The sequence below is a fragment of the Aeromonas sp. INTO2 genome, from assembly GCF_049860605.1.
In the GTDB taxonomy this organism is placed as follows: Bacteria; Pseudomonadota; Gammaproteobacteria; order Enterobacterales; family Aeromonadaceae; genus Aeromonas; species Aeromonas caviae.
In genome coordinates this window covers 3,411,417-3,436,532 of the sequence record NZ_CP187588.1, presented here as the reverse complement: position 1 = coordinate 3,436,532, position 25,116 = coordinate 3,411,417, and the positions used below count along the sequence as shown (strand labels likewise).

Genomic DNA, 25,116 nt, shown 5'->3' with positions numbered 1-25,116 from the left:
TAGAATTGGCTATTTGCGCAGCAGCGCACTGTACGCGCAACCTAGCAACACCAACCGGATGAGTTCTATGGAGCAAACCCCGCAGTCTCAGCTTAAACTCCTCGTTGCCAAAGGTAAAGAACAGGGCTACCTGACCTATGCCGAGGTGAACGATCACCTCCCGCAAGACATTGTCGATTCAGACCAGATCGAAGACATCATCCAGATGATCAACGATATGGGCATTCAAGTGGTTGAAAACGCTCCGGATGCCGATGACCTTATCATGGCTGAAGGTGGTACCGCCGATGAGGACGCTGCCGAAGCAGCGGCCCAGGCTCTGGCATCTGTTGAATCTGAGATTGGTCGCACGACCGATCCCGTCCGCATGTACATGCGGGAAATGGGTACCGTCGAACTGCTGACCCGCGAAGGCGAGATCGACATCGCCAAGCGGATTGAAGACGGTATCAACCAGGTACAAAGCTCCGTCGCCGAGTACCCTGAAGCCATCACTTACCTGCTCGAACAGTACGACAAGTACGAAGCCGAGCAGCTTCGCCTGTCCGACATCATCTCCGGCTTCATCGATCCGAACGAAGTGGATGACGTGGCACCGACCGCCACTCATATCGGCTCCGAGCTCAGCGAGGACGACCTCGCCGACGAAGACGAAGATGAGGACGAAGACGAAGACGAAGACGGCGACAACTCCGACGATGATGGCGACGGTGGTCCGGATCCGGAAGTCGCTCGCGAGAAATTCGGCGAACTGCGTGCCCAGTACGAGGTGACTCGTCTCTCCATTCAGCAGAATGGCCGTGCCCACGACGACACCCAGAATGCCATCGCCCAGCTGGCCGATGTCTTCCGTCAATTCCGCCTGATGCCCAAGCAGTTCGATCGCCTGGTCAACAACATGCGGGAGATGATGGAGCGTGTCCGCGTGCAGGAACGCATCATCATGAAGCTCTGCGTTGAGCAGGCCAAGATGCCGAAGAAGACCTTCGTCGCGGCCTTCACCAACAACGAGTGCGAAACTGCCTGGTTCGAATACCAGAAGCAGGCCGGCAAGGCGTGGTCTCCCCGCCTGCTCGAGATGGACGAAGAAGTCCTGCGTTCCATCGGCAAGCTGCAGCAGATCGAAGAAGAGACCGGTCTGTCCATCGCCCAGATCAAGGATATCAACCGCCGCATGAGCATTGGTGAGGCCAAAGCCCGCCGTGCGAAGAAAGAGATGGTTGAGGCTAACTTGCGTCTGGTTATCTCCATCGCCAAGAAGTACACCAACCGCGGTCTGCAGTTCCTGGATCTGATCCAGGAGGGCAACATCGGTCTGATGAAGGCGGTCGACAAGTTCGAATATCGTCGCGGCTACAAGTTCTCGACCTATGCCACCTGGTGGATCCGTCAGGCCATTACCCGCTCCATCGCGGATCAGGCCCGTACCATCCGTATCCCGGTGCACATGATCGAGACCATCAACAAGCTCAACCGTATCTCCCGCCAGATGCTGCAGGAGATGGGTCGTGAACCGAACCCGGAAGAGCTGGCCATGCGTATGGGCATGCCGGAAGACAAGATCCGCAAGGTATTGAAGATCGCCAAGGAACCCATCTCCATGGAGACGCCCATCGGTGATGACGAAGACTCCCACTTGGGCGACTTCATCGAAGATACCACCCTGGCTCTGCCAGCGGATGCGGCCACCAGCGAGAGCCTGCGCAACGCCACCCGCGAAGTGCTGGCCGGGCTGACCGCACGGGAAGCCAAGGTACTGCGCATGCGCTTCGGTATCGACATGAACACCGACCACACCCTCGAGGAAGTGGGCAAGCAGTTCGACGTCACCCGTGAGCGTATCCGTCAGATCGAAGCCAAAGCCCTGCGCAAACTGCGCCATCCGAGCCGCTCGGAAGTGCTGCGCAGCTTCCTGGACGAGTAGTCGCGGGTTCTGTCAGTCTGACATTGCAACAAAAAGCCCCGCCATGCGGGGCTTTGTTTTATCCGTGGTGGCATGGGCGTGAAGAGGGGTCATGGAACCGCTTGAATATGGATGAAATCTCGCCAAGTGGTTGATCTGACTATGGACGGGGTATCCGCCATCCCCTATAATCCACGCCGCTAACCAGCATCAATGGCCCCTTAGCTCAGTTGGTCAGAGCAGTCGACTCATAATCGATTGGTCGTGGGTTCAAGTCCCCCAGGGGCCACCATTTTCAGACAAAGCCGCTCTTTTAAGCGGCTTTGTCGTTTCTGGCGCTCACCAGCGCCTGTCCAGATCCTCGGCATAGAGCGCCATGGCGCGCCGGTAGGGGAGCAGGGCGGGATCCGTGGTGGTGGCCGCGAGGATCCCCAGCAGCGTCTCCATCCCCTCCTTGCTGCGCCCCAGGTTGTAGCAGGTCATGGCACGAAACACCTTGAACTCCATGGCATCGGGGAAGCGGGACAGGGCCTCGTCAAAGGTGACCAGCGCCTCGGCATGACGGCCCGTGGTGCGATAGGAGCTGCCTAGTCCAAGCAGGGCCCCGCGCAGCGACGCCTCGCCAAGCCCCAGCGACACGGCCTTCTGATAGAGCGGAATGGCCTCGGCCTCTCGCCCCAGCATGTCGTGCAGTCCGGCCACTTCGTAATGCAGCTCGGCGTGGGTTGGTTGCTCGATGAGTTGCAGCAGACCGTGCTGACGGGCTTCCTCGAGCCGTCCCTCGGCCTTGAGGGTGTTCAACTGTTTCATATGCGCTCCTGCATGGGGATGAAGGATCAGTATGCCTGCCGGCAGGCTGGCGGGGAACGGGTCATGGGGCCATGAAAAAGGCCTCCCGCCGATGGCGGGAGGCCTGGTTCGGCGCCGGGGCGCAATGGCCCTGGCGTGTGTCCAGCCTTACTGGGCGCTCAGGCTGTAGGCCAGGGTCTGGTCGTTGAAGCGCACCACATAGGCACCGACCACTGCCGTGGTGATGTCTGCCCCGGCCAGCTCGGCCACGCCATCCTTGTTGGTGTCGCCGTAGTTCTGGGTCCAGTCCCCCTTGACGTCGAACTTGAAGCGCTGGCTGCCGTTGCCATCACCGCTGCCGGTGAAGGTGACGCTGGCCTGCCAGAGGTGATCCCCGACCAGGGACATGGGGGTGGTGCCCCAGTTGTTGGTGGTGCCGCGAATGTTGAGGCTGGCGACATTCTTGGCATAGATGACGCTCACCGGAGTCAGGCTGTATTGCAGGGTCTGATCGTTGAAACGTACCCGGTACTGGCCGATGACCGGGGTGAGGATGTCACTGCCGGTCAGTTCGGCCACACCGTCCTTGTTGGTGTCGCCGTAGTTCTGGGTCCAGTCCCCCTTGACGTCGAACTTGAAGCGCTGGTTGGTCTGACCGTCGAAGGTGACCAGGGCTTCCCACTGATTGTCGGCGACCAGTGTCATGGCAAGGGAGCCCCAGGCATTGGGGGTGCCGCGGAAGTTCAGGGTGGGCAATACGCTGGCGTAGGTGCCGTTGTCATCGGTGACGGTCACGGTGGCGCTGGCACTGGCGGTCAACCCTTCCGCATCGGTCACGGTGACCGTCACGGTATGGGTACCCGGGGTATCGAACCGGACTGTCTCCGTGGCGGCGGTGCCCCCGCTGGACCAGCTGTAGCTCACCACGCCGCCATCATCGCTGGAAGCAGAGGCGTCGAACACCACGCTCTCACCCGCCTTGACGCTGAGGGTTTTGGGGGAGAGGGCGGCGACCGGCGCCTGGTTGCTGGTGAGGGGGGTGACCGTGTAGCGCAGATCGCTCTCGCTCAGGGCGATGCGGTAGGTGCCCGCCCCGCTGACCAGGATATCCTTGCTGCTGCCCTTGTCGGCGATGCCATCCCCTTCGTTGTCGCCGTAGTTCTCGGCCCAGTTGCCAAAGACGTCGAACTTGAAGCGCTGGGCACCGGTAGCGTCACCGTTGCCGGTCAGGGTGAGGGTGGCGGACCAGACACGGTTGGCATCGACGGTCATGGGGGTGTTGCCCCAGGCGTTGTGGGTGCCGCGCAGGTTCATGCTGCTGAACTTGTTGCCCGGCAGGACGGAACCGCCGCAGGGGCTGGCCTTGGTGCAACCGGCGATGATGGCGGCCGCCTTCATGCCGGGGACGTTCAGGCTGGCCTTGCCGCTACCATCGACGGTGACATAACCGCCGCTGCAGTAGTCATTGCCCCCCAGGAGGTTGCAGTACTCGCCGGCCGGCAGGCTGGTCTGCACCGAGGCCACCAGGCTGCCGCTCTCGTTGTTGATGGCGACGAAGCCCTTGTCACCGCGGCTGAAGGCGATCTGGTTGTTGCCGTTGTCCCACCAGTTGCTGACGGGCTGGCCTTCGGTCCGGTTGTGGAACAGGGCCATGTTCATGATGGTCGGTCGGCGCTGTTCGCAGTTCCACTGGCTGTCCGTGCAGGGCGTGCTGCCCGGCGCCCCCTTGTCGGTTTCATAGGTGCCCATGTTTTCGAAGCGATAGCCCGACATCACCTGCTTCCAGCCATAGGGCCAGGCCATCATGAAGGTGTTGGCCAGATCGTAGCGGGCACCGCTCATGAAGGTGAGCATGCCGCCACCGCCGTGGCCGCGTTCGCGGTCGTGGTTGACCACGAAGACGAAGGCCTTGTTGGAGGGGAGCAGGCCCCAGCTCTCGCCCAGGGTCTTGAGGTTCTTGATCTGGCCGTTGAAGTTGGCGGCGAGATCGGTGCCGTATTTGAAGTCGGTGACGGTGTCGATATAGGTGTAGCGGCCCGGCTGAATGTCGGGGGACTCCCCGCCTGCGCCGATCACCTCCAGGTAGGCCCTGGGGCTGCCTGCCTTGTCGAGGATGGCCTTCACATCGGCCGGCGCCATGTGCTTGGCCGCATCGATGCGAAAGCCCGCCACGCCCCAGCCGAGCAGGGTCTTCATGTAGGTGGCGATCTGATCCTGGACGTAGGATGAGCCGGTATTGAGGTCCGGCATGCCGTAGAGGGCGCCGTTCCAGACGTTGTTGCTGTCACCGTAGTTGGTGATGTCGCCGCTGTGGTGGAAGTCGTTGTAGCCGAACTGGGGATATTGGTATTGCCCCGAGTTGTAGCTGCCGCCGCCGGTGGCGGTGCCCGAACCCGATGCCAGCTGGTTGAAGACGGCGTCGGCATAGACCTTGACCCCGGCCGCGTTGCAGCGGGCGATCATGCTCCTGAGCTCTGCCTCGCTACCGCCGAAGCTGTTGAAATTCTTGAAGCTGACCGGTTGATAGACGGTCCACCAGACCTGGCTGCCCTGCTTGTGCTCGGCGGGTGGGGTGATCTGGACGCCACCGAACCCCTTGGGCCCGAGCACGGTCTCGCACTCGTTGGCGATGTCGTTGAACTTCCATTGGAACAGGTGAACCATGACTCCTTCGGCGCTGGCAGTGTGGCTGAAAGAGCCGAGTGCCGCCGCCAGCAGGGCGGTTCGAAACAGTGTGTTGTGCATGACGATTTTCCCTTCGATCTTGTTATTGACATATCACTGTCGTGTAGTCGAACGGACAACAAACAACCTCGTTCAGCTCCGTAGCATTCATGAAATCGATGTGGTTGAAAATCGAACAAGCTGAATTAATTAAGAAATGTGAATGAAAATGCTTTCATGCCATTCGGTGGCAGCAGGAGGGGGCAGAGGGGGGCAGATCGGTGCGAGCTCCCGTCAAGCAGGTAGCGAAGGGGATGAACAGGGGCCCCGCAGGGCCCCGTGAACGTTCAGACGTTGGGTTCCTGCTGCTGCCCGGCACTGGCCCGGGCACGACGCCCTGGCAGCATGCGGGTGACCAGGTTGCTGCGCTGGCGCCAGGAGGTGTAGGCGATGGCGCACAGGTGCAGGGCTATCATGCCCTGGAGTGCCCAGGTGCACCACTCGTGCCAGTCGTCCGCCCCCAGATCGAAGCCGGTCTCGGTGTTCTGGAACCAGCCGGTCCCTGCGGTGGCGAGTACCAGCAGCCAGAGTGCCCAGACCGCCAGCTTGCCGCTGCCGTGATGGCCAGGGGTGGGCGGGGTCCGTTCGCGAAGGGCGTCGGCCTGATGGCGAAAATCCTCCCGGCTCGGGATGAGGGCGCGCAGGCGGGCGTGGCCGCGAGCGAAGGTGAGCCCCCACAGCAGGCGTATGCCGATGAGCACCATGACGGCGTATCCCATCCGCTCGTGCCACTCCTCGCCCGTCTCGTTGAGCCAGAGGTTGCCGATACAGATGGCCGCCACACCCCAGTGGGTGAGGCGCACCAGAGCATCCCAGTGGAAGGGATCAGCCTTTTTGCTTGGCATAGTTGTGGTACTCCTTCTTCAGGTCGTTGACCTTGGCCAGGTGCTCGCGCGCCTTGGCCTCGTCACCGGCCTGGAGGGCTGCCAGGCTGGCATCCAGCTCGGTCTGCACTTCGGTCATGCCTTCCAGGAACTTCTCCTTCTTGGCGGCGGGCATGTTCTTGCCCTTGGCGACGTCCAGCTGGGCCTTCATCTCCTTGATGTATTTCTCCATGGTGGCCGCGTCGTCGGCCTTGACGGCCTGCTTGTAGTTGAAGCCGATCTTCTTCATCGGCTGCTCCAGATCGCCGGCCATGGCAGGCAGGGCCATCAGGCCGAACATCAGGGGCAGCAGCAGGGGACGCACAGTTTTCAGCATGGGATTTCCTTATGAGACGACGAGATTGCAGGTTGTTATAGCACTCATTTGAGTGCGGTTTCACGCATCATGATGCCATGAAAGGGCGATCATTGTATGAAGAAAGTGCGACCAATTGTGACGAATTGTGCAGGGGATTGCTGTGGGAATGTAGCCGAAAGAGAACGGCCACCGGATCTCGCCTCCTGCAGGGGATACAAGGGCGCGCATCTGGCCCGGGAAGGGGTCCGCAGGCAGTGAATCATGCTGCCATTTTTTTTATCACACATCGGTTTTTTAAAGTCAGGTGAGTCTTTCAGGTGTTTTTGTTTTTGAAAGCCACCACCCATGGACGATTCCACTGCCCGCACAGACGCCGTGCAACAAAAAAAGGGCCCGCAGGCCCTTTGAGTGATCGGGATCCGGCCCTTATTCGGCCTGCTCGCGCTCGATGGCACGCCAGCCGATGTCCTTGCGATAGAAGATGCCGTCCCACTGGATGCGACCAGCCAGGGCATAGGCCCGCTGCTGGGCTTCCTGCACCGTGTGGCCGAGGGCGGTGGCGCACAGCACGCGGCCACCCTGGGTCAGGCTGGTGTGTCCTTCCAGGCGGGTGCCTGCATGGAACACCTTCTCCCCTGCCACTTCGTCCACCGGCAGGCCGCTGATGGGGTGATTGCTGGCGTAGTCGCCGGGATAGCCACCCGCCGCCAGCACCACGCCGATGGCGGCACGGGGGTCATAGACGGCTTCCTTCTGATCCAGCTGGCCGGCACAGGCGGCGAGGCAGAGATCCACCAGATCGGACTGCATCCGCAGCATGATGGGCTGGGTTTCGGGGTCGCCGAAGCGGCAGTTGAACTCGATCACCTTGGGGTTGCCCTCGGCATCGATCATCAGGCCGGCGTAGAGGAAGCCGGTGTAGACGTTGCCCTCGGCAGCCATGCCGCGCACGGTCGGCATGATCACCCGTTCCATCACGCGCTGGTGCACTTCGTCGGTCACCACGGGCGCCGGGGAGTAAGCCCCCATGCCGCCGGTGTTGGGGCCGGTGTCACCGTCGAAGGCGCGCTTGTGATCCTGGCTGGTGGCCATGGGCAGCACGTGCTCGCCGTCCACCATGACGATGAAGCTCGCCTCTTCCCCGTCCAGGAACTCCTCGATCACCACCCGGGCGCCGGCATCGCCGAAGGCATTGCCGGAGAGCATGTCACGCACCGCCGCTTCCGCCTCGTCGAGGGTCATGGCGACGATCACCCCTTTGCCGGCGGCCAGACCGTCGGCCTTGATGACGATGGGGGCGCCCTTCTCGCGCAGATAGGCCAGCGCCGGCTCCACCTCGGTGAAGTTCTGGTAATCGGCGGTGGGGATGGCGTGGCGGGCCAGGAAGTCCTTGGTGAAGGCCTTGGAGCCTTCGAGCTGGGCGGCGGCGGCGGTCGGGCCGAAGATGGTCTGATCGGCGGCGCGGAAGGCATCGACCACCCCTTTCACCAGGGGGGCTTCCGGTCCGACGATGGTGAGACCGATCTGGTTCGCCTTGGCGAAGGCCAGCAGGCCCTCGATGTCGGTGGCCTGGATGGCGACGTTCTCGATGCCCGGCTCAAGCTGGGTGCCCGCATTGCCCGGTGCCACGAAGACCTGGGTCACCAGGGGGGAGTGTTTGGCCTTCCAGGCCAGGGCGTGTTCACGGCCGCCGTTGCCAATGATCAGTACTTTCATCGTCTCGCTCGCTTCTGTCTGAGTTCACTGGCGCTGCGGTGGCACTGCCAGTGGAAAGGATCCGGTGCTAAAGAGGCAGGGCCGCCATCGGCGGCCCTGGGCTGTCAGTGACGGAAATGACGCATGTTGGTGAACACCATGCACATGCCGTGTTCGTTGGCGGCGTCGATCACCTCCTGGTCGCGCATCGAGCCACCTGGCTGGATGACGCAGGAGATGCCCGCGGCAGCGGCGGCATCGATGCCGTCGCGGAACGGGAAGAAGGCGTCGGAGGCCATGACGGAGCCCGCCACGGTCAGCCCTTCATCCTCGGCCTTGATGCCGGCGATCTTGGCAGAGTAGACGCGGCTCATCTGGCCGGCGCCCACGCCGATGGTCTGGCCGTTCTTGGCGTAGACGATGGCGTTGGATTTGACGAACTTGGCGACCTTCCAGCAGAACAGCAGATCCTGCAGCTCGGCCTCGGTGGGCTGACGCTGGCTGACCACGGTCAGATCCCCGAGCGTCACCATGCCCAGATCGCGCTCCTGCACCAGCAGGCCGCCGTTGACGCGCTTGAAGTCAAAGCCTTGCGCCGGGGCAGTCCACTGGCCGCACTCCAGCAGGCGCACGTTCTGCTTGGCGGCGACCGCCTCGCGGGCTGCCTGGCTGATGCTGGGGGCGATGATCACTTCCACGAACTGGCGGGCGACGATGGCCGCGGCGGTCTCGCCGTCCAGTTCGCGGTTGAAGGCGATGATGCCGCCAAAGGCCGAGGTGGGGTCGGTCTGGTAGGCGCGATCGTAGGCTGCCAGCAGGTCGTCACCGATGGCGACGCCGCAGGGGTTGGCATGCTTGACGATGACGCAGGCCGGTTCGCTGAACTCCTTCACGCACTCCAGTGCCGCATCGGTGTCGGCAATGTTGTTGTAGGAGAGGGCCTTGCCCTGCAGCTGGATGGCGCTTGCCACCGAGCCCGGCGCGGCCTGCTCTTCGGCGTAGAAGGCGGCAGCCTGGTGGCTGTTCTCGCCGTAGCGCATGTCCTGCTTCTTGATGAACTGGCTGTTGAAGGTGCGGGGGAAGCGGGACTCTTCGTCGCCTTCCTTGTTTTCGCCGTAGGAGGGCACCAGGGTGCCGAAGTAGTTGGCGATCATGCCGTCGTAGGCGGCGGTGTGCTCGAAGGCGGCGATGGCCAGATCGAAGCGGGTGGAGAGGGTCAGGCTGTTGCCGTTGCCATCCATCTCGGCGATGACGCGGTCATAGTCGGAGGCCTTGACGACGATGGTGACGTCCTTGTGGTTCTTGGCAGCGGAGCGGACCATGGTCGGGCCGCCGATGTCGATGTTCTCGACGGCGTCTTCCAGGGTGCAACCGGCTTTGGCCACGGTGGCGGCGAAGGGATAGAGGTTGACGACGACCATGTCGATGGGGGAGATAGCGTGCTCGGCCATGATGGCGTCATCCCGGTCGCGACGGCCGAGAATGCCGCCGTGTACCTTGGGATGCAGGGTCTTGACCCGGCCGTCCATCATCTCGGGGAATCCGGTGTAGTCGGACACCTCGGTCACCGGCAGGCCCGCATCGGCCAGCAGCTTGGCGGTACCACCGGTGGAGAGCAGGGCCACACCACGCGCGTCGAGTGCCTTGGCAAATTCCAGGATGCCAGTCTTGTCAGACACACTCAGCAGTGCACGGCGAATGGGTCGAGCTTGTTCCATCACACTATCGTCCTCAGCATAACGGGGACCGTTCCATGGGAGGCGAGGCTCAACACACAGAGAGTCCCCAAATAAATGGAAGTGGGGGATTTCGCAAACCACTCTCGCCCGGGGCGGCCGTTGGCAAAAGCGTTTTAGGAAATGCCCGCTTGACGCGACGCTCTCTTGTGGGCGCGTATTCTACACAAAAAATGTGACCTGTGGTGGATTTTTTAAAGAGACAAACCCTTGTGGGATGCGGCGTTAAACGTTTTCTGGTGAATTTTTGTGAAACGTTTGTCTTTTCAGTGTTTTGGGGATAAATGGCCGGCAAGTGAGGGGTTAGCTGCTGCTTTCCTGCCTTTGACTGGCAATCGCCGGGCAAAGAGGTGATAGTGGAGGCCGGTTTATATTGAGTACCATGTCGGGAATGTCATGCGGGGGGAGAGGACCATGTATCGGATCGGTGAACTGGCCAAGGCGTGCGGGGTGAAGGCCGACACCCTGCGCTTTTACGAGAAGAACGGCCTCATCTCGCCGGGCATTCGCAACGAATCCGGCTATCGCCTCTACGGGGAGCAGGACAAGCGGCGGCTGGAGTTCATCATCCGCGCCAAGTCGGTGGGCTTTTCCCTCGCGGACATCGGCGAGCTGCTCGCCCTGGACACCAACAAGGCCAAGGTCACCTGCCAGGAGGTGAAGGCGGTGGCCGACACCAAGCTCGAACAGGTGGAGCAGAAGCTCCTGGAGCTGACCCGTTTTCGCGAGAACCTGAAGGCCCTCTCCGACATCTGCTGCGGCGGCCCGCGCTCGGCGGAGCACTGCGCCATCCTCGAGACCCTGGAGTCCGGCGCCCCTTCCCGCCACGAGCATCACGACCATGAGCACTGAGCTGCGTCGGCCCCGGGTCTCCGCCTTTCTCGCCCTCTCCCTCGACGGTTTCATCGCCGGGGAGGGGGGCGATCTGGCATGGCTGGCCCCCTATGGTGGCGACGGGCCGGAGGAGACCGGCTACAGCGCCCTGATGGCGAGCGCGGACACCCTGCTGATGGGGCGCAACACCTACGATATCGTGAGCGCCTTTCCCGAGTGGCCCTACGGGGACAAGCCGCTGGTGGTACTGACCCACAGGCCCGCCGACCCCCGTCCTCGGGTCGCGTTCAGGCAGGGGGCGCTGGCGCAGGTGCTGGACGAGTTGTGGCAGGGGGGAAGCCGTCACCTCTATCTGGATGGCGGGGAGCTGGTGAGGCAGGGTCTGCAGGGTGCCCTGGTGGACGAGCTGACCCTGTTCTGGGTACCGGTCACCCTGGGGGGCGGGATCCCGCTCTTTACCGGATCCCTGCCCGGCGCGCTGAGACCGGTGTCGAGCGCCGTGCTGCCAAGCGGCCTGGTGCGGGTTATCTATCACCCCGCCTGACAGCTTGCACGGGGGAGGCAAGAGGCGCACAATCGGCGCGTTTTTCGCCACCTGCCCTTCCAGGCAGGGACGATAGGCAAACACGACAACCCCATCAAGGAGCCCATATGGCCAAGAAGAAGGTGACCTGTGTCACCGCCGAACCCGCCTGCGAACATCAGCGCGGCATCATTCAGGACAACCACCTCAAGGCACTGGTGACCTCCCCCCTGTTCCAGGCCCGGGTCGAGCCGAGCAAGAAGGGCAAGGGCAGCTATCAACGCAAGGCCAAGCACGGCAAGCGGTGGGAGCCCGGCCAACAGCGGATGCAATGCGTCTGCTGTTGAGCGGGTTTCTGCCGCAAGGCATCAGCTAACACAATCAGGGCGCCAATGGCGCCCTGATTGTTTTTCTATTCGCTGGTGCTGACTTGCGGTCTTGACGCAAGAGAGTGAACCCGTGCTCACTCGTCCATAAAGAGTTCGAGCAGCACGTTGAGGTAGCGATGGCCGAGGGGGGTGAGCTGCCAGCTGTCGCCGAGATCCTCGATCAGCTCCTTGGTCCGGGCGATGGCGAGCATGGTCTCTACCCGCTCCAGCGGTAGCCCCGTGAAGGCCTCGAACTCCGCCTTGGGGGCGGGTTCAAACAGTCTGAACCGGTTCATGAAGTACTCGAGGGGCAGATCGTCCGCGCTCACCTGCCATTGGCTGTCCAGATAGGGGCGGCTCGGATCCAGATAACCTTTCGGATGCTTCACCTTGGCGGTGCGCAGGATCTGCTGGTTGGCAAGATCCGTCACCTTGCCGTGGGCGCCGCAGCCGATCCCCAGATAGTCGCCAAAGCGCCAGTAGTTGAGGTTGTGGCGGCACTGATACCCCTCTTTGGCATAGGCCGAGATCTCGTACTGCTGATAGCCCTGGGCGGTCAGCATGGCGTGGCCCTGCTCGTAGATGTCCCACAGGGTGTCATCTTCCGGCAATGTGGGGGGCTTGGAGGCGAATGCCGTGTTCGGCTCTATGGTGAGCTGATACCAGGAGAGGTGCGGCGGCGCGCAGTCGATGGCCTGCTGCAGGTCGTAGAGCGCATCGTCCAGGCTCTGATCCGGCAGACCGTGCATCAGATCCAGGTTGAAGGTGGGAAGCGCGATGGCGTGGGCCAGTTCGGCGGCCTTGCGCGCCTCCTCGGGGCCGTGGATGCGGCCGAGCCGGGTCAATTTCTCCTGCTGGAAGCTCTGCACCCCGATGGAGATGCGATTGATGCCGGCCCGCTGGAAGCCGGCGAACTTGTCCGCCTCCACCGTGCCCGGGTTGGCCTCCATGGTGATCTCGCAGTCCGGGGCGAGGGCGATGCGTGCGCGCACCCCGTCCAGCAGCGCCTGCATGGCGTCGACGGAGAGCAGGCTCGGCGTGCCGCCACCGATAAAGATGGAGGAGAGGGGGCGCCCCTGGGCCCAGTGCAGATCCTGCTCCAGATCCTCCAGCAGGGCTGCCACGTACTCGAGGTGGGGCAGCTCCCCCTTCTGGGCGTGGGAATTGAAGTCGCAGTAGGGGCACTTCTGGACGCACCAGGGCACGTGGATATAGAGGGAGAGGGGCGGCAGTTGCAGCATGGGATTTCCAGTATTCAACAATCAAAAGGGGTCGGGTGGCCCTGGTTGCCGGTGACAACGGGCGGGGCGCCGCGAACGAAACGGGGGCCGACGGCCCCCATTGTAGATGACAACGCGGCGGGAGACAGCGCTTTAGTTGACCGCCGCCAGGGCCGCTTTGAGCTTGGCCAGGGCCTGGCCACGGTGGCTGAGCTGGTTCTTGAGCTCCGCCGGCATTTGGGCCGAGGTGCAGTCGTGGTCGGGGACGAAGAACACGGGGTCGTAGCCGAAGCCGTGCTGGCCGCGGGGTTCGTCGATGATCATCCCCTCCCAGCTGGCCTGGCAGATAATGGGGGTGGGATCGTCGGCGTGGCGCATGTAGACCAGCACGCACCAGAAGCGGGCGCTTTTCAGGTAATCCGGCGCGCCCTTGAGCTCGGCCAGCAGCTTGTCGATGTTCTCCTTGTCGCTGGCACCGGCACCGGCAAAACGGGCGGAGTAGACGCCGGGGCGGCCGTGCAGCAGATCCACTTCCAGGCCGGAGTCGTCGGCCACGGCGGGCAGGCCGGTGACGCGGGCGGCGTGGCGGGCCTTGATGATGGCATTCTCGACGAAGGTGGTGCCGGTCTCGTCGGCATCGGAGACTGCAAACTCGCTCTGCGGGATCACCTGGATCTTCATATCGGCCAGCATGGCGGCCAATTCCTTCACCTTTTTCTGGTTCCCTGTTGCCAGGACAAGCTTGTTCATCACACACCTCCGCAAAAATAATCTGCGCATTCTATGCGGGGGAGGGGTTTAGTAAAAGCGCCAATTGCCCGGGATCCGGTGCCAACGGGGGATCCTGGTTCCACCCCCTGAGAGGTAGAAGAGATACATGTTTCCAGTGGGGAATAACCGAAGTGATTAAATACCATTTCAATTCATTACTCTGAGTCAGTAGACTCGCGGCCCAATCGATATTCCTAGGGCTTGAGGTGACTGATGCCATTGATTCTTTTGCTTGTACTCCTGGTGTTGTTCAGCCCGCTGGCCATCGACATCTATCTGCCAGCCATCCCCCAGATGGCCGAGCAGCTGGGGGCCGAAGTGACCCTGATGCAGGGCACCATCACCTGGTTCCTGTTCAGCATGGGGCTGGGGCAACTGCTGGTGGGGCCGCTGGCCGATCGCTACGGGCGCAAACCCATTGCCCTGGGGGGCGTGCTGCTCTACGGCCTGAGCGCCCTGGCAGCCGGCTTTGCCGCGAGCCTCGGCGAACTGATGCTGGCGCGAGTGCTGCAAGGCTTCGGGGCCTGCGCCACCTCGGTGGCCGCCTTCTCGGTGGTCCGTGACAGCTATGGCCCCAAGAAGAGCGGTCAGATGATCTCCTATCTGAACGGTGCCATCTGCTTCATCCCTGCACTGGCGCCCCTGCTGGGTGGCTGGCTCACCGCCAAGGCGGGCTGGTCGGCGAACTTCTGGTTCATGGCGGGTTATGCCGTCGTGGTCGGCAGCTGGCTGCTGTGGCGTATGCCGGAAACCCGCCCTGAGGAGACCAGCAGCGCTGGTCCGCTCATCAGCTGGTCCCGCTACAGCCCGGTGCTGCGCTCCCCGAGCTTCCTGTTCAACGCGGCGCTGTGCATGCTCGCGATGGCGGTGATCCTCGCCTACGTGACGGCGGCGCCGGTACAACTGATGGTGACCCTGGGGCTGGACATGAGTGGCTTCAGCCACTGGTTCACCGCCAATGCGGCCCTCAACATCCTGGCCTGCTTCCTGGCCCCGCGCTTCATCGCCCGGGTAGGGCCAAGGCGGACCCTGCGCATCGGCTTGCTGGTGCTGCTGCTCTCCGCCATTACCCTGACCCTGGCCATGCACATCCCGCACCCGCTGGCCATGATGGGCCCGGTGTTCCTCTCCAGCATCGGTTTTGCGATGATCCTGGGCGCCGCCGCCGGTATGGCGCTGGCCCCCTTCGGCCACTGCGCCGGGACTGCGGCCGCCCTGCTCGGCCTGTTCCAGATGAGCGGCTCCGGCGCCCTGGTGGGGATCACCGGTTGGTTGATGCCGGATCCCCTGAGCCAACTGGCCCTGCACATGTGGCTGCTGTTGCCCCCGCTGGTGATGCTGATGACCCGCCAGGGCCGGCGCTTGTGTTTGCAATAAATCCTGTGCTCTGATGAGCACACTCAGGGGGCCTTGAGCCCCCTTCTCTTTTTCAGGCGACCCGCCTGCCTCGCATGATCACAGACCCGTGGAGAAAACCGGATGAGCCACACAATCAACGCCGCCCTGGTGGGATACGGCTTCGCAGGACAGACCTTTCACGCCCCCTTCCTGGCCACGACCCCGGGCCTGACCCTGCGCTGGGTGGTGAGCCGGGATGCCGCCAAGGTACAGGCCGCGTTGCCCGGCACCCGGGTCGGCACCCTGGAGCAGGTGCTGGCCGATGACAGCCTCGATCTGGTGGTGATCGCCACCCCCAACGACACCCATGCCCCCATCGCTCGCGAGGCCCTGCTGGCGGGCAAGCACGTGGTGATCGACAAGCCGTTTGCCCTGGATCTGGCCGAAGCGAAGGCGCTGGTCGAGTTGGCGGAGAAGCAGCAGCGGCTGCTCAGCATCTTCCACAACCGACGCTGGGACGGGGATTTCCTCACGGTGCGCCGTCTGCTGGCGGAGGGGGTGCTGGGGCAAGTCGCCCAGTTCGAATCCCACTTCGACCGTTATCGCCCCGAGGTGCGCCAGCGCTGGCGCGAGGCAGGCGGCCCGGGCTCCGGTCTCTGGTTCGATCTCGGCCCTCATATCCTGGATCAGTCGCTCCAGCTGTTCGGCCAGCCGGACTGGTTGCAGGCGGATCTGGGCAAGCAGCGCCCCGGGGCCCTGGCGGACGACTACTTCCATGTGGTGCTGGGTTACGGCGAGATGCGGGTCATTCTGCACGGCAGTTGTCTGGTGTCGGCCGTGATGCCCCGCTTCGTGGTGCACGGCAGTCAGGGCTCCTTCATCAAGTTCGGCATGGACGTGCAGGAGGAGCAGCTCAAGGAGGGCAAGCGGCCTCCAGCGGCGGACTGGGGCGTGGATCCCGCCCCCGGCCAGCTCAGCCAGATCCGGGACGGTCAGCTCCTGCAGCAGACCGTGGCTGGCGAGGCGGGGGACTACGGCGCCTACTATCGCGGTGTCTGCGCCGCCATCCGGGGAGAAGGGGAGAACCCGGTGCCGGCCGACGAGGCCCTGGCGGTGATGGCCTTGCTGGACCTGGCCCGGGAGAGCGACCAGCAGGGGCGGCGCCTGCCTTGTCAGAAGCTGTCTGACTGACGGCGTAATCCGGCAGCGCCGAGAGCCTTACAGAAAGACAATGGCTGACTGGCAATCGTCAGGTAATTGGCGATTTGTTGTGCGAATATGGTGGTGAATGGGTGTTTTATATTAATATTTGTCGTTGCAGCAGTGTTTCTTATCATGCCAACGAGAAAATATCATTGTGATACGCGTTTTCATCGGCCGCATATGGGGATATATTTCGCGCGCCTTCGGGCTCCAGCGGCCGGTGTGTCGACAGGAGCCGGGGCGTACAGTGATGGTCCCTGCACCATCTCTCCATCTTTTTTTGAGGGTATGCACATGAACAAAGTACTGGTAGCCGGTATCCTGGGTCTGATGTTGACCGCCTGTGGTCAGAAAGAAGAAGCTGCCGCTCCGGCTGCGACCCCGGCCGCAGACGTTGCTGCCACTGTCGAGAAAGCCGCTAGCGAAGCGTCTGCTACCGTCGAGAAGGCTGCTTCCGAAGCTTCCGCTACTGTCGAGAAGGCTGCCGCTGACGTGGCCACCAAGGCTGAAGCTGCCGTGAGCGATGCCAAGGCCAACTAAGCCAGCACCTCATTGAAAAACGGGCCCGGCGCACTCGCGCCGGGCCCGTTTTTTTATGGCCATGGCGGGGCGTTGCCCGGTCAGCCGAGGGGTTCCACCAGCAGGATGTGGGAGTCGGCCCCCACCACCTTGACCCGGCTGCCGGCCGGCAGCGGCGCGTTGCAGCGCACCGTCCAGACGGTGTCGTCCAGATGCACCCGGCTCATCCCCTGGCTGACCTCGTCCAGCAGGATCAGCTCGCGGCCCATGTAGCTTTGCATCCGCTCGTTGATGGGAGCGGCGGCATCCAGCCCGGAGCGATCCCGGCGATGCTGCCAGCGCCACCAGGCCCAGGTGGTGAGCAGGGATTGCAGGGCGAAGAGCAGCAACTGCGCCTGCCAGCCGAAGGGCCAGACCAGCAGCAAGAGTCCCACCTCCAGGGCGGCGATGCCGGTCCAGAGCAGGAAGCCCACCGACCCCATCACCTCGATGGCCAGCAGCACGAAGCCGAGCCCCAGCCAGTGCCAGTGGGTCAGCCCCTCGAACAGGGCTGTCATGATTTGCCCGCCTTGCCGTCTTTGTTGAACAGCTCGGCCATGCCCGCCACCGAGCCTATCAGGCTGCCCGCTTCCAGGGGCATCATGATGATCTTGCTGTTGGGGCCTTCACCGATGCGGGCCAGGGCCTCGGTGTATTTCTGGGCCACGAAGTAGTTGATGGCCTGCATGTCGCCCTCGGCGATCGCCTGGGAGACCATGTGGGTCGCTTTGGCTTCCGCCTCGGCGGCCCGCTCCCGCGCTTCGGCGGCGAGGAAGGCGGCCTGACGCTCACCCTCGGCTTTCAGGATCTGGGACTGCTTCTCCCCCTCGGCCTTCAAGATCTTGGACTGGCGCACCCCTTCGGCCTCCAGCACCTCGGCCCGCTTCTGGCGCTCGGCCTTCATCTGGGCGTTCATGGCTTCGACCAGTGCCAGCGGCGGACGTACATCCTTGATCTCGATCCGGGTCACCTTGATGCCCCAGGGGGCGGTGGCCGCATCCATGGTGCGCAGCAGCTTCTCGTTGATGGTGTCGCGCTGGGAGAGCATCTCGTCCAGCTCCATGGCGCCGAGCACGGTCCGCATGTTGGTCATGGTGAGATTGCGGATGGCGCTGGTGAGATCGTTGACCTCGTAGCCCGCCTTGCGGGCATCCACCACCTGCACGAAGCTGATGGCGTCGATGGTGACGTTGGCGTTGTCCCGGGAGATCACCTCCTGGGCCGGGATGTCCAGCACCTGCTCCATCATGATGATCTTGTGGCCGATGCGGTCGATGTAGGGGATCAGCAGGTTGAGGCCCGGGGAGAGGGTGCGGGTGTAGCGGCCGAAGCGCTCCACGGTCCAGTTGTAACCCTGGGGCACTATCTTGATGCCGGCACTCAGGGTGGCGAGTACCAGGAATATGAAGATCCCCAATACAATCAATGACTCATTCATGATTAAGCTCCTTATGAAACACTTTCACTAGCCTAGGATCTGGTGCCATCCACCACAAGCAGATTCGCTTCTCTATTGCCGCCACACGGCTTTACTAATTACCAAAACGCATTAAAGAGCATTTTTTATTATTTTGAGGGATAAGCGCTCCTGCCTATAGTCGCCCCAGATGTCGCGATGCCGAGGAGCGGGCCCTGATGGATTATTTACCTATGTTTGCCAGGTTGGAAGGCCGCCCGGTACTGCTGGTGGGCGGGGGCGAGGTTGCCCTGCGCAAGGCGCGCCTGCTGCTGGCGGCAGGTGCCCGGATCACCCTGGTCTCTCCCGCGCTCGAGCCCGAATTCCATGAATTTGCCGGTCGCTTCACCCATGTGGCGGCGCGTTTCGACCCGGCCCACCTGGCAGGGCAAATCCTGGTGGTGGCCGCGACCGACGATCTCGAGGTCAATGCCCTGGTCTACCAGAGCGCCACCGAGCGCGGTCTGTTCGTCAACCTGGTGGATGACCCCGAGCGCTCCAGCTTTATCTTCCCCTCCATCATCGATCGCAGCCCCATCGTGGTGGCCGTCTCCAGCGGCGGCAAGGCCCCCGTGCTGGTGCGTCTGTTGCGCGAGCGGCTCGAGAGCCTGCTGCCCCGCCATCTTGGCGGTCTGGCGGAGCTCTCCGGCCGGGTGCGCAGCCGGGCCAAGCAGGTGCTGGCCTCCCTCTCCGATCGTCGCCGCTTCTGGGAGCGCGCCTTTGCCTCCAACACCCTGGCCGGTCTGATTGAGAAAGCCGATTGGCAGGGGGCCGAGCAGTGGCTGAACGAGGGACTGGACAAGGCCCGTACCGAAGTGGGCGAAGTGGTGCTGGTGGGGGCGGGCCCGGGAGATCCTGGCCTGCTGACCCTCAAGGCGCTGCAACAGATCCAGCAGGCCGAAGTGGTGCTCTATGACCAGCTGGTCTCCCCCGAGATCCTGGACCTGGTGCGCCGCGACGCCACCCTGGTGTCGGTCGGCAAGAAGGCGGGGGCCCACAGCGTGCCCCAGGAAGAGACCAATCGCCTCTTGGTGGAATACGCCAAAGCGGGCAACCGGGTGGTGCGCCTCAAGGGGGGGGATCCCTTCATGTTCGGCCGTGGCGGCGAGGAGCTGGAAGTGCTGGCCGAGGAGGGCATTCCCTTCTCCGTGGTGCCCGGCATCACCGCCGCCGCCGGTGCCACCGCCTATGCGGGCATTCCGCTCACCCACCGCGACCATGCCCAGAGCGCCGTCTTCATCACCGGCCACTGCCAGAAGGAGGGCAAGGAGCCCGACTGGCAGCAGCTTGCGGCCACCAACCAGACCCTGGTCATCTACATGGGGCTGATGCGCTCCGAGCATATCCAGCAGCAACTGGTGAGCCATGGCCGACGCGCCGCCACCCCCATCGCCATCATCGAGCGGGGCACCACCGCCCGTCAGCGGGTGCTGACCGGCACCTTGGCGGATCTGGCCGAGCTGGCCCAGCAGGCGGTGAGCCCCTCCCTCATCGTCATCGGTGAAGTGGTGGCCCTGCGCCAGCAACTCGCCTGGTTTGGCGAACAGGGGCAAGGGCAGGAGGCAGAAAGCGGCCACGAGCTCAAGCTGGTGAGCCTGGCCTGAGAGACGAGACCCGAATCGATTTGACGGTGCGGCCAAGGCGGCACCGAACTGAACCAACACCGCGCCCTGACCAGGCGCGTTAGCAATGAACCGAGGACCCAGACATGGACCGTGAAAGACTGACCCAACTGCAGCCATCCGATGCACAGAGCATCCGTGCAGGTGTCACCCGCGAGCGACTGACTCACCTGCAGCAACTGGAAGCCGAGAGCATCCATATCATCCGCGAGGTGGCCGCCGAATTTGAAAACCCGGTGATGATGTACTCCATCGGCAAGGACTCCTCCGTCATGCTGCACCTGGCCCGCAAGGCCTTCTACCCGGGCAAGATCCCCTTCCCCCTGCTCCACGTGGACACCAACTGGAAGTTCAAGGAGATGATCAAGTTCCGGGACGAGACCGCCAAAAAGTTCGGGCTGGATCTCATCGTCCACAAGAACCCGGACGGTCTGGCCATGGACATCAACCCCTTCGTGCACGGCAGCAGCAAGCACACCGACATCATGAAGACCGAGGGGCTCAAGCAGGCGCTCAACAAATACGGCTTCGACGCCGCCTTCGGTGGTGCCCGTCGCGACGAGGAGAAATCCCGTGCCAAGGAGCGGGTCTACTCCTTCCGCGACAAGTCCCACCGCTGGGATCCGAAAAACCAGCGCCCGGAGTTGTGGCGCGTTTACAACAGCCAGGTCAACAAGGGGGAGAGCATCCGTGTCTTCCCGCTCTCCAACTGGACCGAACTGGACATCTGGCAATACATCTATCTCGAGAACATCGACATAGTCCCGCTCTACTTCGCGGCCATGCGCCCCGTGGTGGATCGCGGCGGCATCAAGATCATGGTGGATGACGATCGCATGCCCATCGGCCCGGAAGACGAAGTGAAGCAGGAGCTGGTGCGCTTCCGCACCCTCGGCTGCTACCCGCTGACCGGGGCCATCGAATCCAATGCCACCACCCTGCCGGAGATCATCGAAGAGATGCTGATCACCACCTCGAGCGAGCGGCAAGGGCGGCTCATCGACCACGATCAGGCCGGCTCCATGGAGCAGAAGAAGCGTCAGGGCTATTTCTAAAAAAATGTTCTAAGGAATCGCATCATGAACAACCACATTCAGACCGCCATCAGCGAACAGGGCATTGAAGCCTACCTGCACGCCCAGCAGCACAAGAGCCTGCTGCGTTTTCTCACCTGCGGCAGCGTGGACGACGGCAAGAGCACCCTCATCGGCCGCCTGCTGCACGACTCCCAGCAGATCTATGAAGATCAGCTGAAGGCACTGGAGTCCGACAGCCAGAAGCTCGGCACCACCGGCGAGAAGCTGGACCTGGCCCTGCTGGTGGACGGCCTGCAGGCGGAGCGCGAGCAGGGCATCACCATCGATGTGGCCTATCGCTATTTCTCCACCGCCAAGCGCAAATTCATCATCTCGGACACCCCGGGCCATGAGCAGTACACCCGCAACATGGCCACCGGCGCCTCCACCTGCGATCTGGCCATCATCCTGATCGACGCCCGCAAGGGGGTGCTGGATCAGACCCGTCGCCACAGCTTTATCGCGAGCCTGCTCGGCATCAAGCAGTTCGTGGTGGCAGTGAACAAGATGGACCTGGTGGAGTTCAGCCAGGAGGTGTTCGAGCGCATCAGCTTGGAGTACCGCGAATTCGCCAAGAAGCTCAGCGTCGACACCATCCACATCGTGCCGGTCTCGGCCCTGGACGGTGACAACGTGGTGAACCCGAGCGACAAGCTGGCCTGGTATCAGGGCGAGACCCTGCTCTCCTTGCTGGAGTCTGCCGAAGTGGAGCGCGAGCTGGAGCGTCACCCGGTGCGCCTGCCGGTGCAGTACGTGAACCGCCCCAACCTCGATTTTCGCGGCTTCGCTGGCACGCTCGCCTCCGGCATCCTGCGGGTGGGCGACAAGCTTGCCGTGCTGCCGTCCGGCAAAGAGAGCACGGTGACCCGCATCGTCACCTTCGACGGGGATCTGGAGTACGCCCTGCCGGGTCAGGCCATCACGGTCACCTTCGCGGACGAAATCGACATCAGCCGGGGCGACCTGCTGGTGGATGCGGCGAAAAAGCCCCAGGTGACCCAGAACGTGCTGGCTCACATCGTCTGGATGGGGGAAGAGTCCCTGCAACCGGGCCGGGTCTATGACGTCAAGCTGGCCACCAAGAAGAGCCGTGGCCAGGTGGAGGCCATCCGCCACCGCATCGAGATCAACAAGCTCGACGAGCTGCCCGCCTCCGAGCTCAAGCTCAACGAGATCGGCCTGTGCGAATTCAGCCTGACCGACCCGGTGGCGTTCGACCCCTACAAGGAGATCCGCGACACCGGCAGCTTCATCCTCATCGACCGGCTGACCAACGTCACCGTGGGTGCCGGCATGATAGTGGAAGGGCTGGCGGCCAAGGTGATGGCAGGGCAATACAGCGAGTTCGAAGTGGAACTCAACGCCCTGGTGCGCAAGCACTTCCCCCACTGGCAGGCGCTGACCATCAGCAACGATTCCGGCAAGGAGTAAGCCCATGACCTGGCAACAATCCCTGGTGCTGGGTCTGCTGGCTGCCCTCGTCGCCCTGCTGATCCAGGGCAAACTCCGGCCGGCGCTGCTCTTCTCGGGCGCCGTGCTCATCACCTACCTGAGCGGCCTGGCGGACATCAACGCCGTGGTGGCGGGCTACACCAACAGCGCCCTGCTGACCCTGGTGTTGCTGCTGCTGGTGTCGCTCGCGGTGGAGAAGACCCGGGTCATGAGCTGGTTTGCCAACCTGGTGGGCACCGGCTCCTTCAACAAGGTGCTGGTGAAGGTGTGGTTTTCCACCGCCTTCCTGTCGGCGTTCGTCAACAACACCGCCGTGGTGGCGTCCATGCTGGGGGCGGTCAAGCGCAACCCCAACCATGCGCCCTCCCGGCTGCTGTTGCCCATGTGCTTCGCGGCGACCTTTGGCGGCGTGCTGACCCTGATCGGCACCTCCACCAACCTCATCGTCAACAGCTTCCTCATCAAGATGGGGGCCAAGCCGCTCGGCATGTTCGACTTCTTCATGGTGGGGGCGGGGACCCTGCTGACCGGCCTGGTTGCCGTGCTGCTGTTTGCCCGCCACCTGCCGGAGCAGGACACCGAGATGAGCCGGGAATCCGGCTATTTTCTCGAGGCCAAGGTGGGCCCCGGCTCCCCCATGGCCGGGCGCAGCGTCAAGGAGAACGGCCTGCGCAGCCTGAAAAGCCTCTATCTCGCCGAGATCATCCGGGGCAACCAGGTGATCTGCCCGGTGCAGCCGGAACACGAGCTGCACGAGGGGGACATGCTGCTGTTCTGTGGCGACGTGGAGAGCGTCGGCGTGTTGCAGGAGCTCAAAGGGCTGGATCTCTACGGCCAGCACCGCCTCAACGGCCAGCACCTGGTGGAGGTGATCGTCAGCCACAGCTCGCGCTTGGTGGGTCAGACCATCAAGGATGCGGAGTTTCGTACCCACTTCGATGCGGTGGTGCTGGCGGTGCGCCGGGGCGAGACCCAGCTCACCGGCGGCCTCGGCCAGATTGAATTGCACGCAGGGGACACCCTGCTGCTGGCCCCAGGCCCCAAGTTTGCGGGCAACAAGTCCCTCTCCCGGGAGTTCGTGGTAGTGAGCGGGCTGGAGGCCTCCACCCGGCTCGATGCCACGCGCAGCGCCGCCGTGGTGGCGGGGTTCCTCGGGGTGCTGACCCTGTCGGTGCTCGATCTGGTGCCGCTCTTCAAGGGGCTGCTGGTGATGCTGGTGGTGCTGCTCTTCTCCCGCATCCTGACCCTGGACGAGATCCGCCGCCGCTTTCCCCTGGATATCTGGCTGGTGGTGGGCGGGGCGCTCGCCATCGCCGATCAGCTGGAGAAGAGCGGCCTGGCCAAGCTCATCGCCGACTGGCTGATGGGGGAGTTCAACGGGGCCAGTCCCTTTATCGCCTTCGTGGGGATCTATCTGTTTACCCTGGTGCTGACGGAGTTGATGAGCAACAACGCGGCGGCGGCGCTGGCCTTCCCCATGGGATTCCAGCTGGCGCTCAGCATGGATGTCTCCACCATGCCGTTCATTCTGGCGGTGCTGTTCGGGGCGAGCTCCAGCTTTATCCTGCCCTACGGCTACCAGACCAACCTGATGGTCTATGCGGCGGGCAACTACAAGATGCCGGATTATCTCAAGCTGGCCCTGCCGGTCTCCCTGGCCTACAGCATCGGGGTGATCGTCATGGTGCCCCTGCTGTTTCCGTTTTAAGGTCTGATACCGGGGGATGTGTTAAGGGCTGCTTATATTAACGCGGCTTTTATCAAGGCTGCTTATGATACAGGGGAGTGCCAGGGCACTGGCATCCAGGCGTGAGCGCCAATCAGGGGGAGTTGCATGCGCAATATCAGGGCATCAGCACCTTGCCGCCTCATCGCGAGGCGGCTCCCTGCGGTAACGGACAGTGTCAGTTTTGAGGCGTGAGCGCCAATCAAGGAGTGTTGGATGAGCAATATCGTGTGGCATCAGCATGCCGTCGACAAACAGAGCCGGGCCGAGCAGAAGGGGCAAAAGCCGCTGGTGATCTGGTTTACCGGGCTCTCCGGGGCGGGAAAGTCCACCCTGGCGGGGGCGCTGGAGCAGGCGCTGGCCGCCTCGGGCAAGCACACCTATCTGCTGGATGGGGACAATGTGCGCCACGGCCTGTGCGGCGATCTCGGCTTCGATGACGCCGCCCGCCAGGAGAATATCCGCCGGGTCGGCGAAGTGGCAAAACTCATGGTGGATGCGGGCCTGATCGTCCTCACCGCATTTATCTCGCCGTTCCGTGCCGAGCGGCAACTGGTGCGCAATCTCGTGGGTGAAGGGGAGTTCGTCGAGGTGTTTGTCGATGCGCCGCTCGCTGTCTGTGAAGAGCGCGACCCCAAGGGGCTCTACAAGAAGGCGCGGGCAGGGGAGATCCGCAATTTTACCGGTATCGACTCCGCCTATGAGGCACCCGAGCAGCCGGAAATCCATCTGCTGAATGCCGGCAAGTCGGTGGAAGCCTTGGTGGATGAGTTGCTAACCGCACTGCGGCTGCGGGGGCTGATTGACTGAGGTTGATTGTGCAAACCGAATATTGATAAACAAAGGAGGGCGTCTGCCCCCCTTGTTTATTGCTGGCGGGAGTCCTGTTATTTCTTCAGCTGGTGCTTTTGATATGTAGTGTGCAATACGCGCAGTGTAT

General features: G+C 63.0%; 22 protein-coding genes and 1 tRNA gene. 13 read left to right on the top strand and 10 right to left on the bottom strand.

Annotation, left to right across the window (positions count from 1 at the left end; translation table 11 throughout):
- Positions 1-28 precede the first annotated feature (28 nt).
- Together rpoD and ACPW74_RS16175 are read left to right on the top strand one after the other, a co-directional pair.
- A complete protein-coding gene (gene rpoD, locus ACPW74_RS16180) occupies positions 29-1,924 on the top strand; it encodes an RNA polymerase sigma factor RpoD (protein WP_263639565.1) in 1,896 nt (631 codons plus the stop codon).
- Between the two features lie 194 nt (positions 1,925-2,118).
- Positions 2,119-2,195: transfer RNA gene (locus tag ACPW74_RS16175), tRNA-Ile, on the top strand.
- 47 nt (positions 2,196-2,242) lie between these two features.
- On the opposite strand, the gene ACPW74_RS16170 is transcribed toward ACPW74_RS16175, so the two are convergent.
- From ACPW74_RS16170 to purH, 6 genes are all read right to left on the bottom strand, one after another.
- Complete coding sequence (locus ACPW74_RS16170) at positions 2,243-2,713, bottom strand: tetratricopeptide repeat protein (RefSeq protein ID WP_425858367.1); 471 nt, start codon at positions 2,711-2,713, stop codon at positions 2,243-2,245.
- A 147-nt stretch (positions 2,714-2,860) separates the two neighbouring features.
- Positions 2,861-5,437 carry an alpha amylase C-terminal domain-containing protein gene (locus ACPW74_RS16165; RefSeq protein WP_425858365.1) on the bottom strand — a complete coding sequence of 859 codons (2,577 nt, stop codon included), beginning with the start codon at positions 5,435-5,437 and terminating at the stop codon, positions 2,861-2,863.
- Positions 5,438-5,703: 266 nt separating this feature from the next.
- Positions 5,704-6,261: a cytochrome b/b6 domain-containing protein gene (locus tag ACPW74_RS16160; RefSeq protein WP_425858364.1), complete on the bottom strand. Its 558-nt coding sequence runs from the start codon at positions 6,259-6,261 to the stop codon at positions 5,704-5,706.
- The gene (locus ACPW74_RS16155) at positions 6,242-6,616 is read right to left on the bottom strand and encodes a cytochrome b562 (RefSeq protein ID WP_010675612.1); all 375 of its coding nucleotides are present in this window, start codon (positions 6,614-6,616) and stop codon (positions 6,242-6,244) included. Before ACPW74_RS16155 ends, ACPW74_RS16160 begins: the two co-directional genes overlap by 20 nt.
- A gap of 408 nt (positions 6,617-7,024) precedes the next feature.
- Entirely contained in the window at positions 7,025-8,314 is a 1,290-nt protein-coding gene (gene purD / locus ACPW74_RS16150; RefSeq protein ID WP_042864962.1) for a phosphoribosylamine--glycine ligase, read from the bottom strand.
- Between the two features lie 104 nt (positions 8,315-8,418).
- Complete coding sequence (purH, locus tag ACPW74_RS16145) at positions 8,419-10,011, bottom strand: bifunctional phosphoribosylaminoimidazolecarboxamide formyltransferase/IMP cyclohydrolase (protein WP_010675610.1); 1,593 nt, start codon at positions 10,009-10,011, stop codon at positions 8,419-8,421.
- 432 nt (positions 10,012-10,443) lie between these two features.
- Here purH and zntR point away from each other — a divergent pair, with 432 nt between their 5' ends.
- The 3 genes from zntR to ACPW74_RS16130 all read left to right on the top strand — a co-directional run bounded on the left by zntR (position 10,444) and on the right by ACPW74_RS16130 (position 11,733).
- Positions 10,444-10,881, top strand: coding sequence for a Zn(2+)-responsive transcriptional regulator (gene zntR / locus ACPW74_RS16140; protein ID WP_010675609.1), 438 nt, complete (start codon positions 10,444-10,446; stop codon positions 10,879-10,881).
- Complete coding sequence (locus ACPW74_RS16135; protein ID WP_323906768.1) at positions 10,871-11,407, top strand: dihydrofolate reductase family protein; 537 nt, start codon at positions 10,871-10,873, stop codon at positions 11,405-11,407. The genes zntR and ACPW74_RS16135 overlap by 11 nt, the downstream gene beginning before the upstream one ends.
- Before the next feature lie 107 nt (positions 11,408-11,514).
- Positions 11,515-11,733, top strand: a complete 219-nt coding sequence (locus ACPW74_RS16130) for an alternative ribosome-rescue factor A (protein WP_201926482.1) — start codon at positions 11,515-11,517, stop codon at positions 11,731-11,733.
- A 116-nt stretch (positions 11,734-11,849) separates the two neighbouring features.
- On the opposite strand, the gene hemW is transcribed toward ACPW74_RS16130, so the two are convergent.
- Both hemW and rdgB read right to left on the bottom strand, forming a co-directional pair.
- Positions 11,850-12,995, bottom strand: coding sequence for a radical SAM family heme chaperone HemW (hemW, locus tag ACPW74_RS16125; protein ID WP_039040830.1), 1,146 nt, complete (start codon positions 12,993-12,995; stop codon positions 11,850-11,852).
- 132 nt (positions 12,996-13,127) lie between these two features.
- Entirely contained in the window at positions 13,128-13,724 is a 597-nt protein-coding gene (gene rdgB / locus ACPW74_RS16120) for an RdgB/HAM1 family non-canonical purine NTP pyrophosphatase (RefSeq protein WP_010675605.1), read from the bottom strand.
- Between the two features lie 234 nt (positions 13,725-13,958).
- Here rdgB and ACPW74_RS16115 point away from each other — a divergent pair, with 234 nt between their 5' ends.
- The 3 genes from ACPW74_RS16115 (at position 13,959) to ACPW74_RS16105 (ending at position 16,826) form a co-directional block, all read left to right on the top strand.
- Positions 13,959-15,122: a multidrug effflux MFS transporter gene (locus ACPW74_RS16115; RefSeq protein ID WP_039040832.1), complete on the top strand. Its 1,164-nt coding sequence runs from the start codon at positions 13,959-13,961 to the stop codon at positions 15,120-15,122.
- A gap of 102 nt (positions 15,123-15,224) precedes the next feature.
- Positions 15,225-16,274, top strand: coding sequence for an oxidoreductase (locus ACPW74_RS16110; RefSeq protein WP_425858359.1), 1,050 nt, complete (start codon positions 15,225-15,227; stop codon positions 16,272-16,274).
- Positions 16,275-16,580: 306 nt separating this feature from the next.
- Positions 16,581-16,826 carry a hypothetical protein gene (locus ACPW74_RS16105; protein ID WP_010675602.1) on the top strand — a complete coding sequence of 82 codons (246 nt, stop codon included), beginning with the start codon at positions 16,581-16,583 and terminating at the stop codon, positions 16,824-16,826.
- An 80-nt stretch (positions 16,827-16,906) separates the two neighbouring features.
- On the opposite strand, the gene ACPW74_RS16100 is transcribed toward ACPW74_RS16105, so the two are convergent.
- Positions 16,907-17,362: an NfeD family protein gene (locus tag ACPW74_RS16100; RefSeq protein ID WP_425858356.1), complete on the bottom strand. Its 456-nt coding sequence runs from the start codon at positions 17,360-17,362 to the stop codon at positions 16,907-16,909.
- Positions 17,359-18,282 (bottom strand): SPFH domain-containing protein, encoded by a 924-nt coding sequence (locus ACPW74_RS16095; RefSeq protein WP_029314806.1) that lies wholly within the window; start codon positions 18,280-18,282, stop codon positions 17,359-17,361. The genes ACPW74_RS16100 and ACPW74_RS16095 overlap by 4 nt, the downstream gene beginning before the upstream one ends.
- Positions 18,283-18,479: 197 nt before the next feature.
- On the opposite strand from ACPW74_RS16095, the gene cysG reads away from it, so the two are divergent.
- From cysG to cysC, 5 genes are all read left to right on the top strand, one after another.
- Positions 18,480-19,904, top strand: coding sequence for a siroheme synthase CysG (gene cysG / locus ACPW74_RS16090; protein WP_128342509.1), 1,425 nt, complete (start codon positions 18,480-18,482; stop codon positions 19,902-19,904).
- 104 nt (positions 19,905-20,008) lie between these two features.
- Positions 20,009-20,977, top strand: a complete 969-nt coding sequence (cysD, locus tag ACPW74_RS16085) for a sulfate adenylyltransferase subunit CysD (protein WP_052224733.1) — start codon at positions 20,009-20,011, stop codon at positions 20,975-20,977.
- A gap of 24 nt (positions 20,978-21,001) precedes the next feature.
- On the top strand, positions 21,002-22,429 hold the full coding sequence (cysN, locus tag ACPW74_RS16080) for a sulfate adenylyltransferase subunit CysN (protein ID WP_042878193.1): 1,428 nt from the start codon (positions 21,002-21,004) through the stop codon (positions 22,427-22,429).
- A 4-nt stretch (positions 22,430-22,433) separates the two neighbouring features.
- Positions 22,434-24,158 carry an SLC13 family permease gene (locus ACPW74_RS16075; protein ID WP_042016322.1) on the top strand — a complete coding sequence of 575 codons (1,725 nt, stop codon included), beginning with the start codon at positions 22,434-22,436 and terminating at the stop codon, positions 24,156-24,158.
- A 234-nt stretch (positions 24,159-24,392) separates the two neighbouring features.
- A complete protein-coding gene (gene cysC / locus ACPW74_RS16070) occupies positions 24,393-24,986 on the top strand; it encodes an adenylyl-sulfate kinase (protein WP_425858353.1) in 594 nt (197 codons plus the stop codon).
- Positions 24,987-25,116: the final 130 nt, after the last annotated feature.